The organism is Bacteroides sp. AM16-24 (assembly GCF_003471885.1).
GTDB lineage: Bacteria > Bacteroidota > Bacteroidia > Bacteroidales > Bacteroidaceae > Bacteroides.
Genome location: NZ_QRKI01000008.1, coordinates 63256 through 78863, shown reverse-complemented (window position 1 = coordinate 78863; position 15608 = coordinate 63256). Strand labels below are relative to the sequence as shown.

Genomic DNA, 15608 nt, shown 5'->3' with positions numbered 1-15608 from the left:
ATTAATATTAGTGTTTGAAATGGCGGATTCCCGTAATCACCATCGCGATGCCATGTTCGTTGCAATAGTCGAACGAAAGCTGATCCTTAATGGAGCCACCCGGTTGAATAACTGCGGTCACACCTTCATTTCCGGCAATCTCCACACAGTCAGGGAAGGGGAAGAAAGCGTCAGATGCCATCACGGCACCTTTCAGGTCGAAGCCGAAGTTCTTGGCTTTTTCGATGGCCTGCTTCAAAGCATCCACACGTGAAGTCTGTCCCACACCGCTTGCCAGCAGTTGCTTGCCTTTAGCCAGTACGATAGCGTTAGACTTACTGTTCTTCACAATCTTGTTAGCAAAGAGCATGTCCTCTATTTCCTGTGCAGTAGGTACTTTCGTGGTTGCAGTTTTCAAATTTTCAGGCTTCTCGATGTTTAGGTCGCGGTCCTGTACCAACACACCATTCAGAAGAGAACGGAACTGCTTCTTAGGCAGTGAGGCAGGCTTGCGAACCAGAATAATGCGATTCTTCTTCTGTCCCAGGATTTCCAATGCGTCTACATCGTAATCAGGGGCAATAATTACTTCAAAGAAGATTTTATTGATTTCCTCAGCAGCCTCCTTATCAACCACTCCGTTTGTGATGAGCACACCACCGAAAGCGGAAACCGGGTCACCAGCCAATGCATCGTTCCATGCTTCGAGCACCGTGGGGCGTGAAGCCAGACCGCAAGCATTGTTATGCTTCAATACAGCAAATGTTGTCTCTTCAAATTCATCGATCAGGTCAACTGCCGCGTTGATATCGAGCAAGTTGTTGTAAGAGATTTCCTTTCCGTGAATCTGGTCGAACATAGCTTCCAGATTTCCGTAGAAGTAACCCTTCTGGTGCGGGTTCTCGCCATAACGCAAAGTTTTCTGATTATTGGCAGAGCAACGAAATGCAGAACCTTCTTCGCCATCGAAGTAGTTGAAGATGGCTGAATCGTAATGGGAAGAAACGGAAAACGCCTCTTTGGCAAACCAACGACGTTCTTCCAGCGAAGTGGTAGCTCCATGTTCCATCAGCATATCGCGGAACGGCTGGTATTGTGCCTGAGAAGCAATGATAACCACATCATTGTAATTCTTGGCAGCAGCGCGGATCAGTGAGATACCGCCTATATCTATTTTCTCGATGATAGTCGGCTCGTCGGCACCAGAAGCTACGGTAGCTTCAAACGGATACAAATCGACGATAACGAGGTCTATTTCGGGAATTTCATATTTTTCTATCTGTTGCATATCCTGTTCCAGTCCGCGACGGCAGAGAATACCACCGAACACTTTCGGATGCAGGGTCTTCACACGTCCACCCAGAATAGAGGGATACGTGGTCAAGTCTTCCACTGCTTTACAGGGATAACCCAGTGATTCTATAAACTGACGAGTTCCGCCTGTTGACAGAAACTCAACTCCTTCTTCATGCAGTTTGGTGATGATTTCATCCAAACCTTCCTTATGATAAACCGATACTAAAGCGGTTTTAATTCTTTTTGTTTCAGACATGGAATTGCGTATATAAGTATTTGATGTGCAAAGGTACTAAAAATGTTTATTTGCACACATACTCAAACACAATAAATTAGGTATAATTAAAAAAGGCAGCAATCCTATTTAGGATTTACTGCCTTTCTCTTTCTTTTTTGCTAAACGGAGAAGTAACCACTCCACTGTGCCAGAGTTGTGCCACGGTCTTGGCACAGTTTTGCCATCACCTTGGCAAGACTATGCCATACTTATGGCACAACTGTGCCAAAGCGATGGCAAGACTTACCAAATAGAGACACGTTCTGCCACCGGTACGTACATCGGATCTTTCTCTGTAATGCCGAATGCCTCATACCATGCTGCAATGTGCGGCAATGCAGCGTCTACACGCCATTTGCCCAAAGAGTGCACGTCAATCTTCGTCAATTGCAGGATGGCTTCGGGACGAGTATTGTTAGCCCAAACATTGGCATAAGCCAGGAAGAAACGCTGTTCGGGAGTGAAACCGTCCTTTACTTCCAGCGGAGCGGCAGCGGTAGCCTTCTTGAATGCCTGGTAAGATACTTGCAAACCTCCGTGGTCGGCAATGTTCTCACCCAGTGTCATACGACCGTTGGCATGTACCCCCGGTGCAACTTCGATGCTGTCAAAGAAAGCAACCATTACATCGGCACGTTTCTCGAAGTTCTTGGCATCTTCTTCCGTCCACCAATCTTTCAGATTACCGTCTTTGTCGTACTGACGCCCCTGGTCGTCGAAGCCGTGTGTCATCTCATGACCGATTACAACACCGATTGCACCGTAATTGAAGGCGTCGTCAGCATTCATATCGAAGAATGGATATTGCAGGATACCGGCAGGGAAACAGATTTCGTTCGTTGTCGGGTTGTAATAAGCGTTTACGGTTTGCGGAGTCATCAACCACTCGTCTTTGTCCACCGGTTTACCGGCTTTGGCAACCATTTCGGCATATCCCCAAAGATTGGCACGTTTGATGTTGTTCCAATATGAATCGTCTTTGATCTCCAAGGTAGAGTAGTCTTTCCATTTATCAGGATAACCGATCTTCACGTGGAAAGTGGCCAGTTTCTCCTGTGCTTTCTTCTTGGTTTCGTCGCTCATCCAGGCAAGGTTGTTGATGCGTTCGCCCAAGCTGGTCTGAAGGTTCTTCACCAAAGATATCATACGTTCCTTGGCAGCAGCAGGGAAGTATTTCTCTACATACATCTGTCCTACGGCTTCACCCAGTGCGGAACTTACCACAGAAACGGCAGTCTTCCAACGGGGTTGCATTTCCTGCGTTCCGGACATGGTACGTTCGTAGAAGTCGAAATTCTGTTGAGCCATCTCATCATTCAAATAACCGGCAGCTGAATCAATCAGTTTCCATTGCAGATAAAGAGCTTGCTGATCGACGGGTAAGGTATTCAGGATGTTGGCAGCTTCAGCAACCGAAGCGGGTTGGCCGACAATGATCTCCTTCACATCTGTCAGGCCAAGACCTGAAAGGTAAGCGTCCCAGTTGAAAGTAGGATAATTCTTCTTCACCTCTTCCATGCTCATCTTATTGTAGTTGGCATGCGGGTCACGCAGTTCGGTACGGGAACGGAAAGCTTTGGCAAGGCGTGTTTCCACGTCCATAACCACTTCCACACCCTTCTTGGCAATAGCCTCATCAAAGCCGGCCAACTGATACATTTTCTGTACATGAGTACGGAAGGCATCACGGATAGCGGTAGTAGAAGAATCAGTAGCCAGATAGTAATCGCGTTCGCCCATACTCAAGCCGCTTTGGTAAAGCTGCACGGCGTTCTCGTTACTGTTCATTTCGTCAGCAGCCACATAAAGGCCGAGGTAAGCACCGATGCCCTGTTTGCGCAGATCGGCGAGCAAAGCATAAACAGCTTCTTTATCTTTCAGGGAAGCAATTTGTTCCAGGTCGGCTTTGATAGGAGCAACACCTTCCTTGTTCAGCTTCACGCTGTCCATAACAATCTTGTAGAGGTCGCCTACCTTTTGTGCTACACTGCCTGCTTCGTGCTGAGTGGCAGCCAGTTCTTCGATCAAACCTTGTATCTGCTTACGATTATTCTCGGCAAGTTCTGTAAAAGAACCGTACTGTGAATACTCAGGTGAAAGTGGATGGTTTTCAATCCAACCGCCACAGGCGTACTGATAGAAACTACTCCCCGGAAGGGCAGTTGTGTCAAGATTGGCAAGCTGAATACCGGCTGTCATTTCAGCTTTCTGCTTGCCCGCACCACATCCCACCATCATAAGGCAAGCTGCAGCTAAAGGTAAATAATGAGTTACTTTCATAAGATATAAAATAATGTTATAAAGTGATAGCGTGATAAAGTGATAAGGAGAAGGCATTCACCGTATCGTTTTATTGTTCTCGCTTGGCTTCTTCCAGCTCGGTAGAGACGGCATCCCACTCTTCCATCACAGAGTCGAGTTGTAGCTTCAGTTTCTGATGCTGCTCGTAGAGGGTCATATCCGAAGCCCCCTCGGGAGTTGCCATGCGGGCTTCAAGGATGGCGATGGCGGATTCGGTCTGCTCTATCTCCGATTCACAATCGGCAACGCGACGTTCCATTTTTTTGAGCTTCTTGTTCAGTTCCTTCTGTTCCTCGTAGGAAAGCTTGGCGCCGGACGGCCGAGTGGTGGTATCCGTATTCTCTTTACCACCGGAGGGTGAAGTAGAAAGTGCGGGTGCTTTCTGCAATTCGTTCAGACTTTCTATCTGCTTCTTTTGCAGGAAGTCGTAGATGCCACCGAGGTGTTCTTTCACAACTCCGCCACCGAACTCATATACTTTAGTCGCAAGTCCGTCCAGGAAATCACGGTCGTGGCTTACTAAAATGACTGTACCGTCAAATTCGCGGATGGCATCTTTCAGTACATCCTTCGAACGCATATCGAGGTGGTTGGTCGGTTCGTCCAATATCAGGAAATTCACGGGTTCCAGCAGGAGCTTGATCATTGCGAGGCGGGTACGCTCTCCACCGGACAACACTTTCACCTTCTTATCAGAAGCTTCGCCGCCGAACATGAAAGCGCCGAGGATGTCACGTATCTTCAAGCGGATATCGCCTACGGCTACGCGGTCGATGGTATCGAATACCGTCAGGCTTTCATCCAGGAGTTGTGCCTGGTTCTGGGCGAAGTAACCGATCTGTACATTATGACCAAGGGTGAGTTTACCGGTATAGTCGGTGATTTCTCCCATGATACATTTTACCAGAGTGGATTTACCTTCACCGTTCTTACCTACGAACGCCACTTTCTCACCACGGTTTATGGTCAGGTTTACATCGTGGAAGATGACATGGTCGCCATAGGCTTTCCGAATATCCTCACAGATGACGGGGTAACTTCCGCTACGGCTGCTGCAAGCAAACTTCAAGCGCAATGCCGAGTTGTCTTCTTCGTCTACTTCAATGCGTTCTATCTTTTCCAGTTGCTTGATGCGGCTCTGCACTTGCACGGCTTTCGTGGCTTTATAGCGGAAGCGTTCGATGAAGGCTTCGGTATCTTCTATCTGTTTTTGCTGATTCTCATAAGCACGAAGTTGCTGTTCGCGACGTTCCTTCCGCAGTACGACGAATTCATCATACTTCACTTTGTAGTCGTAGATCTGTCCGCAAGTGATTTCAATGGTGCGCGTGGTGACATTATTGAGGAATGCACGGTCGTGACTCACCAATACCACGGCATTGGCACGTGTGGAAAGGAAGTTTTCAAGCCATTGGATACTCTCTATATCCAGATGATTGGTAGGCTCGTCAAGCAACAGCACATCGGGACGGCGAAGCAGGAGTTTGGCAAGCTCAATACGCATACGCCAACCACCGGAGAACTCACTAGTGGAGCGGTCGAAGTCTTCACGACTGAAACCTAAACCTTGCAAGGTCCGTTCTATTTCAGCACGGAAGTTAGTGCCCCCCATCATCAGGAAACGTTCATTCTCGTGGGTGAAACGGTCGATAAGTTTGTGATAATCTTCGCTGTCATAATCAGTGCGTTCGGCAAGTTGCCGGTTCATGCGTTCGATGTCCGCCTGCATTTCGAAGATGTGTTCGAAGGCAAGTTCCGCCTCTTGCATCACAGTACGCTTATCACTGAGAATCATCACCTGTGGCAGGTAACCGATAGTACATTCGCGGGGAATGGCGACGACACCGGAAGTAGGTTGCTGTAGTCCGGCCAATATCTTGAGCATGGTAGACTTACCCGCACCATTCTTGCCCACCAGGGCGATGCGGTCTTTTTTGTTGATTACGTAAGAGACGTCTTCGAACAGAGGGGTTGCATTAAATTCCACCTTCAGTCCTTCTACTGATATCATAGTGTCAATGAATTTATCGTTCAAGGCTGCAAAGGTAGCGATTTCCAGTGGGATATGACATCGGAAGCGTATATTATTGTATCAATTCTGCATAAAAAGAGCACTTTATCCTTCTATTTTCAGGGGCAAGGTGATTGTAAAGCACGTACCCTTCCCGGGTGTGGACACCACTTCGATCTTGCCTTCGAAACGTTTGACGATTGTCCGGCAGATGGACAGCCCCAGCCCTGTACCTTGTTTGAAGGCATCTCCTTTGTAAAAACGATCGAAAATATGTCCGAGCACTTCTTTTGACATGCCTGTTCCGGTATCTTCCACAAATATCCTCACACATTCGGAGGCAATAGGCCCAGGTCGGTATCCGATACGGATATTTCCTTCGGAGGTGAACTTAATCGCATTGTTCACCAGATTGTTTATAACCTGGTTCAACCGAGCGGGATCAGTATAAATGGTAACCTCCTGTCCGGGGAGATCCAACAACAACTCCACTCCTTCGTGCATATTCATCCTTTGCGCACTGCCTATCTCGTTCAGTACCCGGTGGAGGGAGACATTGTAAAAGTTGAACTCCATGGTGTTCGATTCTATCTTGGAAAGATCCAGGATGTCGGAAATCAAGACCATCAGCAGCCGGCTGTTCTTTTCGATCAGAGAGGTAAATTCTATGATATCTTCTTTGGTCAAGTCCGATTCACCAGAGGCCAGCAGAGAGGAAAAACCTACGATGGCATTGAGTGGCGTGCGTATTTCGTGGCTCATATTGGCAAGGAAGACACTCTTCAGTTCGTCACTGCGCCGAGCTGTACGCAGGGCTTCGTTCAGCCGTTCTTCGGTATCTTTATATTTCTGGGTGCTCATGCAAATGCCGACGATGCGGAAAGGGGTTTCTTTCAACTGCCCGACATAGGTGGACTGGGCTTCGAACCACTCCCAACTGCCGTCATCACGGCGAAGGCGGTATTCGACGGGGGCTTCATACAGATTGCCATCCAGTTGCAGTGACAAGGCGTCAAACACCGACTGGCGGTCATCAGGATGCATCAGGTAAGCGAACTCTTCGGGAGTAAGGGTGTAATCTCGCGTGGGAATGCCCAGGTATTCGAAGTAACGGGGGTCGATAATCATAAGATTACGCTCCATATCGTATGACCATTGGAATATCTGCGTGCGACTCAAAGCAATGTTCAACAGGTGTTTTTGGGTGCTTTCTTCCAGCACGTTTCGGTAATAGAGTACGATTCTTGCCAGTCGTTCTTCTTCATATATGCCTACCAAAGCGCCTTGTATCAGGAAACTGATGCGTCTTTTCGGTTCTAATATAAAGCAATTGGAAGACAGGTGGATGACGCGCCGACGGCCTTCGTGCAAATCCTGCAGGTAACGGGGCAGAACGCTTTCTTTATCCTGCACTACCTCCAACATATTGACAACGGGCTTTCCAATAACATCCGCATCCAGTTGAAGTTCATCGCCCATCTGCTTGTTCACACGCCAGATGCGGTCTTCAAGATCAATCATAACAATGCTGACGGGCCATACATCGAACAATTGTTCAGCAATGGCGTTCACAATCCGTACTTCCTGAGGTATATCGGGGTTCATAAGGTTATTTTTATCGTGTAAGGGGACAAAGTTCGGGCATAAACAGGGAGATGACAAACAAAACGGAAGAAATCAACATTCTATTTCGACACAGATATATTCCATCGTTTACACCTTTACATCTTTTAACGGGACGGAAAGAGATAAAGAAGCGAATTTAACGGTTATTTCTGTTGATTATATACCGATATCTTTCAATTTTGCATACCTAAATGGAAAAAGATGAGCATAAGTAAATTCAATATACATGCAGGCTTCACAGCTTACAAGTGTGTCACAGTTAATGAGCTGGAACCTTTATTGGAGAAATCCTATAAGACAGAAGGAGGTATTTTTGCCCTCTGCAGCAGGGGTTCCCTAAAAGCAATCATCAACCATACCGAATACCGGATTCGGGCGAATGAGTTAATAGCGCTTCCGCCGGAATCTTTCATCCAGCTGCTGGCTGCGTCGGATGATCTGGAGATACATACTGTCATGTTTTCACAGCAACTGATCCAGAACGCGGGGATGGGTAAGAATATGATGGATAAGTTCTATGTCATCGGTAAGCACTATGTTTTCCCGTTATCAAAAGTGGCTTCCACACTGTACACGGAAATGTTTACGTTTCTGTCGCACCTTTATAAAGAGGTTGGTGAGAAATTGAGTGAAGCTGTGTCTCAGTCGTTCCTAAGCTTGATGTTACAGGGAGTGTCCGAGCTTTGTCCGGAACAAGCGAAGCTGATAGAAACACCGGGTAGCAGGCATTTCCAGCAGTACCGGATTTTTATCCGGATGGTACATGAGGAGTATGTCCGGGAGCATCAGGTGGCGTATTATGCCAAGAAAATGAATATACAAACGTCCGCCCTCTGCCGACTTGTCAAGAAAGAATCGGGACATACGGTGATGGAGATTATCAATAAGACGCTCATCATGGATGCCAAGACACAACTGCGCACAGAAAATACGTCGGTGAAGGATATTGCGCTGAGTCTGGGATTCAATAATGCGGCTTTCTTCAATAAATTCTTTAAGAAACATACGGGGGTGACGCCACAGATGTTTCGGAACTCGATGAGATAGCGGGGATACAGAAATTTGATAAAAATCCCTATGTTTGCGTCATAAAAAAGTTACTGCTGACTCTGCTCACTTTCCTGATAGCCATTGATGTGGTTTATCCGCAACTCGCTATCCGCCACCGATTAGCCACTCCCCGACATGCCGAATCGCTCGATATAGACTCTTACTCATATATATTCCATTCCCACAACCCCGCATCTCCCCGCAGGATATGCAGGCGGAGATAACGCGCCTCACCAATACCTTTAGTCACATGGGGAGACCGTGCCTGAAGTTTATTTTCTTCGGCACACGCCTGCCAATGCTTGCCATCAACGGATTTCTCCAGTCGCCACGTATGCCCTTCTGTGGGCTTGGTGAAATAGAACTGGCATTCGCCAACGTTACGCATCTCTTTCAAATCCACCGTAATGTACGGACTGCTATCCGTGACGGCAGCCATCCAACGGGTTCCGTTCGATTCATCGCCTACATGGGCAGCCTGATAGGTATGTGTACGGGTATATTTCTTCACCGAGGCTTTCTCAGGCAAAGGATCATTCGGTTGTGTCTCAATGTCTACCACCGCCGTACGGGGAGCTTTCTCACTGGAAGCCCGGAAGTCAGCCTGTAACGCCAGGTTCCGGCGTGTCTCCTGAGGGGCGGACAGATAGCCTACGCCACGCATATCGGGCACTAAGGTCTTGATGGTTCCATCTTCATTAAATTCCATCCGATTAGCATATACCTGACGGGTAGTTCCACCGTCGCCATATTCCAAATAGAGAAAAATGTACTCATCCGTCTTTTCGTCATAAAAGATATTCCCGTGACCGGGTCCCCAAACCTGATTTTCGGTAGCGGAGAAGAGGAAGATATCATTACCTTCCGGCTTGACGAAACCGCTAAGCGGAGATTCACGGCTCATCATATAAGCATTGACGTAGTTCTGATTTCCACTCAACGTATATACATAATAATAGATACCTTTCCGCTTAAACATCAACGGACCCTCGGAATATCCCTGACGGGCAGTCTGCATAGCCAGCGGCTCACCTTCTATATGAAGCCTGTCTGCAGAAAGGCGGGCAGCCAGCCGACGACGCCAGAAGAGGTAACCATTGCCATCGTCATCAATAAAAGGTTCTCCGTCAATATCATTTACGATAAACGGGCTATCCATACCTTCCATTCCCGGAGCAAAAAGCCCGTTACCTTCAGCAAAACGGAAAGGACCGTCCGGACGATCAGCTATCATGACATACGTACCCATCTGCTCATCCGGTTTCACAAAGGTGACATAGAGGTAGTAAGTACCATTCTGCTCAATCACCTTTCCGGGAGCCCAATAACGGAAATAACCAGTTTTCTTCTCCCCTTTATCATTCACCCAATCATAGCCTTTCGCCCAGTCGAAGCCCTGGATATGCGAGCCTTCAAAGCTCCAGTTCACAAAATCTTTCGACTTCCACACTACTGGCGTTCCGGCACGCCCGAGACCATAGTCCAGGTCAGTGGTGGCATAGAGGTAGTAGGTATCGCCAAACTTAGAAAGTGAAGGGTCAGCCAGATTATCAGGAATCAAAGGATTATAATTACGGTTTGCTATCAAAGTTTCCACAACGGAGGCATCCACAGCCAAAGCCGTCCCATGACGGATGCCACGGGGGAATGAAACCAGATCGGACACATCTTCCCAAGTCTCGCCATGATCCAGTGAACGGACTGCACCGTAACGGTGATCGCGGTATTTATCGAAATAAACATAGAGTGTATCACCCACAAACAAGGGGGCAGGTCCTTCCGCCCAGTAGTTTCCGGTAATAGAAGGGGAAACTTTAGTGGGGAATCCTTTCGCCAGATTTCTGGTACGGGTAATGCGGAGATTCTTCTCCGGAGGATTGGAGTTCTCATTCTTCACCACCATAATCAGGTCCTCGTTCTTCGGGTCTTTCACGATGGCAGCATCAATGACGCTAAAATCGGGATTGAAAAACATTTTGGTCTTCGAGAAGGTCTGGAAATCTTTCGTGGTTACGTAGTACATACGATGGTTCAACCCTTTCTCACTCTCACTAGTTGCCACTTCCTTATGACGACCGGGGATGGTAGTTGCCCAGAATATATAATACGTCTGCGATGGTTCATCGTAGAAAAGTTCGGGCGCCCAGCAATTGTGGGCAGTCGGTTCGTGCATCATGACGGGGATGGCTCGCTGCTCGCTCCAATGAATCAGGTCGCGGGAAGAAGCATAGCCAATAATCCGGTCGGTCCAACTGGAAGTCCAGACCATGTGGAAAGTACCGTCAGGTGCCTGACAGATACTCGGATCACGCATCAGCTTATCTTTACCTACGGCAGGGGTCAGGTATGACTTGCCACCGTTTAGGGCGGTCCAATTCAGGCCATCGTAACTATAAGCCAGATGCAATCCGTCTCTGCTGTCATTGATGAAATAGGAAAAAAGGTAAGCCGTTTCATTGGCACAGGTGGTCATCAGGGTGCCGAAACACAAAGCCAACCAGATAAGTACAGTTTTCATGGTTTATTCAAGATTAATGATTTCATTGCCTACAAAGATATAGCATCCCCGGAACATACCGAAACGGAAAAGACTGGAGAAATGAACCGAAACCTGTAATATTGTGTAAAATTCAGTTGTCCAATCAGAAGAATTCCTCTACCTTTACACCGGTACATCAAATATTATAGATTATGAAAGGAAAGCGTAACGGGAAAGAGTCCGACACGGGCATTCGCATCGCCATTGCCGTCGTGCTCTAGTCTGAAGGAAGTGAGGGAATTGAATAATAGTGTCATCGAGACAGTGAAATATCTTGCTGCCCATATTCCGGTATACTTTCTGAAATGCTTGCCGGACAGGGAGGCAGCGGAAGTTTGTTTTAAAGCTACAAGCTACAAGTGGCTGTGCTATGAACCGAAAGGCACTCGTAACTTGTAGCTTGTAACTTGTAACTAATTCATTATTATGATAGATAACGAACGAAAAAGAATCATCCCCAACGAGGTACTGTTACCCGAAGTAGCACGCCTCATCAGCGAAGGACATACCGTAGCCTTGACAGTCAGAGGCAACAGTATGAATCCGTTTCTTGTGGACCGTCGCGACCGTATTGTTTTAGGTCCTTTTACCGATAACGATCTGCAACTGAATACAGTCGTACTCGCCAGAGATATGAACGGACGTATCATTTTCCACCGCATCATCCACCGCAACGGCAAAGAGCTAACACTACAGGGCGATGGTAATATACGGATAACCGAACAAACGAACGTAGACGATGTCATGGGAATAATGATTGCCGCCATCCGTAAAGAAAAAGAATATCCGTGCAATGGCCGTGCCTGGCAGCGATATTCTTTCTGGTGGCTGAAACTAACCCCTGTAAGGCGATGGCTACTGGCGATATTCAGAAGAATCAGAAGAGTAGCAACCCAATAAGTACGAACAATGAAAATCTAGAACGGAGAAAGAAACGGAACGACAATTAATAAAAAAACTGCGCAGAGACTGCACAAGCAAGACATTCATCTTCATCACACATCATCCGGCAGTAGCCGAGGCTTGCGAAGCAACGATACAACTTTAAAAGATGCATTGCCGTGAAATTAAAAAAGGGAACCATCTTACGATAACTCCCTTCTATTTCTAATTCCAAATTTGCTTTCGCAAAGTTCCCGGACTTAGAACAGCTTGGCAGGGTATTCACCTGCATCCACTAAAGCCTGGATTTTATCTACAACGCTTTGGCGATCTTCAGGATAAGTCACGCCAAACCATTTGCTTGTAGTATCAAGGACTTCGCATGTAGCGACACCGTCCTGAATCAATTTATCTACCATCAACGGAATGAAGAATTCACTTTTCAGGTTCTCCATATTCTTCGGATCGCTCAGGAAGCTCTTGAAGAAATCGAAACTATATGCGAAGTAATCGGGAGTAAAGCCCCAGAAGTTCATACTTACCGGAGTAGTTTCGGGAGTAGCTGCCCATTCACCATTATCGTCAATGTATTTCACTTCGCCATCCATACGCTGGATCTTAGTGCGTTCCACAACAGAAGTCAGCAGGTTGTTGGCATCCGTACCGCAAAGACCGCGAGATACAGTACCGCTATCGCTCAGTGTATTACCAATGCGGAAACCTACCATTGAATATACATTCTTTGAACCTTCGGGCAGTGCAGAAAGGAATTTACCCATTACCTGGAAAGAGTCGCGACCATAGAAGTCGTCGCAATTGATAACAGCAAACGGTTCCTGAATGACATCCGCCCCCATCATTACGGCATGGTTGGTTCCCCAAGGTTTCGTACGACCTTCGGGGCAAGCGAAGCCTTCGGGCAGATCGTCGATAGACTGGAACACCAGTTCGCACGGGATATGACCTTCATATTTTGAAATAATTTTATCACGGAAGTCTTTCTCAAAATCCTTACGGATTACGAAAACGAGCTTACCAAATCCGGCATTGATGGCGTCATAAATTGAATAGTCCATAATAGTTTCGCCATTCGGACCCAGTCCGTCCAATTGCTTCAAGCCACCGTAACGGCTGCCCATTCCGGCTGCCAATAAGAATAAAGTTGGTTTCATACTTAGTTATTATTTAAAAAGGTTAGTGTATCCTTGTTTTGATAACGAGGGCAAAATTACAAAAAATAAAGTCAAGAAAGGTAGACAATTGGTTCATATTTTAGTCCTATTGTACAATTCTTATTGTTAGAATGGATAACCGATAGCAAAATGCCATGCCATACCGTCCTTGAATTTCGGTATATTATAATATCCCTTCTTTCCTGTTTCATACGGATCATGCAGCGCCACACCCCAATCCAGCCGGAATACAAGGAAGTCCAGATCGTAGCGCAAACCGGCACCTGTGCCCAAAGCAATCTGTTTCGGGAAATTCTTCAACGTCAACTGTCCATTGGGACGGTCCACATCTTTACGCATCAGCCAGACATTACCTGCATCAAGGAAAATAGCTCCGTGCAGATCACCGAGAATTCGAAAACGGTATTCCACATTTGCTTCCATACGGATATCCCCCACATGGTTGATATAAGAATACTTTTTCTCTTTATCGGGCGGGTAGCCACCGGGACCAATGCTACGTGCGGAATAAGCACGGATACTGTTAGCACCACCTATATAGAACTGTTCGGTATAAGGTGCAGTCGTCGCATTTCCATAAGACCAAATAACTCCTCCTGCAATACGGGAAGCAATCATCTGGTTCTTGTCTATCTGGTAATGATAGCGAAACTCTGAATTTAGCTTCAAAAACTGTGCAAAAGGTACACCCAACAATTTCTTGTCTTGCTTGCCGAACGACTGTCCGAATGCCTTGTAAATCAAGGAAGTCAGGTTACCGGCAGAACCAACTGTCGTCTGCCACCAGATAGGATTGCGCTTGCCGCGTACAGAGGCATTATCGAAAGTATAAGTATATTCCATCTTGGGAATAAACTGATTACGAAGACTGACGTAGAGGGCAGGATTCTGAGCTTGTATCTCCTCGAAAGCTGCCGTAGGGTTACGAAGTACATTGAACGTCAATTGGAAAGGCGTAATGCTATGCTTCCGCGTAGGTACAGGCTGAAAGTCATAGGTAACATTGCCGCCGAAGGCAAGCATCTTGTAATACTTGGCACGGTTCATCTGATCTATATAGACGCGAAAGGTAGTAGAAGCGGGAAAGTCATACTCCTTATCTCCCATACGAGGGAAAACAATGCGTGGAAAGGTGAGTGCGGAAGATAGCCCCAACTCATAACTGTTCATCAGCGAACTGCTATTCTTACCCGTCTGCCACTCATAGGAGCCGTTTACCTTCACATTCCAGGTTTCGCCACCGCCGAAGACGTTATTCTTCGTTACGGTAAAAGCAGCACCAGGACCTGTCTGGTTGTTACTCTTCATGGTAACGTTGAAGTCAAACTCAGCATCATAAGGTTTATCCAGCATGGCACGTATATTCACATCAAGAGTATCTGAGACAAGTGCTGTATCACGGGGAGTATACTGCATTTCCAAATACCGGAAGATGCCCACACTTGCCAGACGTTCCTGAATACGGGTCTGACGATACTGGCTGTACAGTTTATCCGGACGGCGACGCATACCTCCCTTATCCAACTCCTGCCGCTTCCTCTGATATCCCTGATAATGCAACCAGCGGTAAAGCATATTGGGACGTATTTTCAGTTTATTGTAATAGTGTATCCAGAAGTTCTTGTAATAAAGACTGTCATTCGGCACCTGCCCTTGCGGACCATGAAGGTAAAAGTTTGTATTTCCCACAAAGAAAGGACGTTCAGCATCTTTAGGCATACCAGGAACCGGGATCATACGCAAACTGACATGCCCACCGGGAACAAGCGTTGTGTCTGCCTGATAAGTAAGATAGTCGGGACGGAAATAATAATACCCCATATTACGCAGCAAGCCACTGATACGGGTACGTTCACCATCGAGGTCGGTAACATTAAACTGTTCGCCCGGGCTGATGAGGGAACGGCGACGCCCCAGATTAATGATGCGCATAGTGGTATCATTGAAGCCGCGATAATAGACGGTATCGATGAAATATGGATTACGCATATCAACGGTATATTGCAGCTTGGCTTTCAGGCTGTCTTTAGGATTCACAAAAGTTTGATAACTTACCGTACCGTTAAAGTAACCGTAATCGTGCAGGATATTCGTTGCCACTTTCTGACGAACGTCCGGATTGACAGAAGATATAAATACAGGAGTAGCCGCAAAGCGATTGAATATCCACTTTCCAAAGCCATGATTATACTTTGCGAAACCATTGTATATCCACAATCCAATCGGAAAAGGAATACGATACTGGGAGCTACCTAACAAAGAGTTATTAGGGGCTTTAGCAAGAGCCGCCTCTACTTCCTCCATCGCCGTTTCACCGACCGGGGTTACGGAGCGATTTTCCACTATCATCGGCTTCTGACCGGTGTAAAGCACTTCGCCTTCGGGCAAGTGCTTGGTAGTGGAGCAGGCTGCCAGAAGCAGAAAAGCTATGAGAGTATATAAAAGTTTCTTCAT

Annotated in this window: 9 protein-coding genes; 2 read left to right on the top strand and 7 right to left on the bottom strand. The window is 46.9% G+C overall.

What is annotated here, in order from left to right; translation table 11 throughout:
* Positions 1-7: 7 nt before the first annotated feature.
* From purH to DW182_RS11170, 4 genes are all read right to left on the bottom strand, one after another.
* Positions 8-1531: a bifunctional phosphoribosylaminoimidazolecarboxamide formyltransferase/IMP cyclohydrolase gene (purH, locus tag DW182_RS11185; RefSeq protein ID WP_117707949.1), complete on the bottom strand. Its 1524-nt coding sequence runs from the start codon at positions 1529-1531 to the stop codon at positions 8-10.
* Between the two features lie 264 nt (positions 1532-1795).
* Entirely contained in the window at positions 1796-3832 is a 2037-nt protein-coding gene (locus DW182_RS11180; protein WP_118295647.1) for a M13 family metallopeptidase, read from the bottom strand.
* Positions 3833-3902: 70 nt separating this feature from the next.
* On the bottom strand, positions 3903-5864 hold the full coding sequence (locus DW182_RS11175) for an ABC-F family ATP-binding cassette domain-containing protein (protein ID WP_118295572.1): 1962 nt from the start codon (positions 5862-5864) through the stop codon (positions 3903-3905).
* Positions 5865-5969: 105 nt separating this feature from the next.
* Complete coding sequence (locus tag DW182_RS11170) at positions 5970-7469, bottom strand: ATP-binding protein (RefSeq protein ID WP_118295571.1); 1500 nt, start codon at positions 7467-7469, stop codon at positions 5970-5972.
* A 222-nt stretch (positions 7470-7691) separates the two neighbouring features.
* Between DW182_RS11170 and DW182_RS11165 the strand changes: the two genes are divergently transcribed.
* Positions 7692-8537, top strand: coding sequence for an AraC family transcriptional regulator (locus DW182_RS11165; protein WP_118295570.1), 846 nt, complete (start codon positions 7692-7694; stop codon positions 8535-8537).
* 163 nt (positions 8538-8700) lie between these two features.
* Here the strand turns inward: DW182_RS11165 and DW182_RS11160 are convergent, their stop codons facing one another.
* Positions 8701-11058, bottom strand: a complete 2358-nt coding sequence (locus DW182_RS11160; RefSeq protein WP_199678581.1) for a family 43 glycosylhydrolase — start codon at positions 11056-11058, stop codon at positions 8701-8703.
* Between the two features lie 447 nt (positions 11059-11505).
* Here DW182_RS11160 and DW182_RS11150 point away from each other — a divergent pair, with 447 nt between their 5' ends.
* On the top strand, positions 11506-11979 hold the full coding sequence (locus DW182_RS11150) for a S24/S26 family peptidase (protein WP_118295569.1): 474 nt from the start codon (positions 11506-11508) through the stop codon (positions 11977-11979).
* Between the two features lie 242 nt (positions 11980-12221).
* Here DW182_RS11150 and DW182_RS11145 read toward each other — a convergent pair whose 3' ends face one another.
* Both DW182_RS11145 and DW182_RS11140 read right to left on the bottom strand, forming a co-directional pair.
* Positions 12222-13133: a nucleotidyltransferase gene (locus tag DW182_RS11145; protein ID WP_118295568.1), complete on the bottom strand. Its 912-nt coding sequence runs from the start codon at positions 13131-13133 to the stop codon at positions 12222-12224.
* A 126-nt stretch (positions 13134-13259) separates the two neighbouring features.
* Entirely contained in the window at positions 13260-15608 is a 2349-nt protein-coding gene (locus DW182_RS11140) for a BamA/TamA family outer membrane protein (RefSeq protein WP_118295567.1), read from the bottom strand.

Coding starts and splice junctions, on each gene's coding strand:
- purH (WP_117707949.1), bottom strand. CDS start 1,531: ATGTCTGAAACAAAAAGAATTAAAACCGCTTTAGTATCGGTTTATCAT.
- DW182_RS11180 (WP_118295647.1), bottom strand. CDS start 3,832: ATGAAAGTAACTCATTATTTACCTTTAGCTGCAGCTTGCCTTATGATG.
- DW182_RS11175 (WP_118295572.1), bottom strand. CDS start 5,864: ATGATATCAGTAGAAGGACTGAAGGTGGAATTTAATGCAACCCCTCTG.
- DW182_RS11170 (WP_118295571.1), bottom strand. CDS start 7,469: ATGAACCCCGATATACCTCAGGAAGTACGGATTGTGAACGCCATTGCT.
- DW182_RS11165 (WP_118295570.1), top strand. CDS start 7,692: ATGAGCATAAGTAAATTCAATATACATGCAGGCTTCACAGCTTACAAG.
- DW182_RS11160 (WP_199678581.1), bottom strand. CDS start 11,058: ATGAAAACTGTACTTATCTGGTTGGCTTTGTGTTTCGGCACCCTGATG.
- DW182_RS11150 (WP_118295569.1), top strand. CDS start 11,506: ATGATAGATAACGAACGAAAAAGAATCATCCCCAACGAGGTACTGTTA.
- DW182_RS11145 (WP_118295568.1), bottom strand. CDS start 13,133: ATGAAACCAACTTTATTCTTATTGGCAGCCGGAATGGGCAGCCGTTAC.
- DW182_RS11140 (WP_118295567.1), bottom strand. CDS start 15,608: ATGAAGAAACTTTTATATACTCTCATAGCTTTTCTGCTTCTGGCAGCC.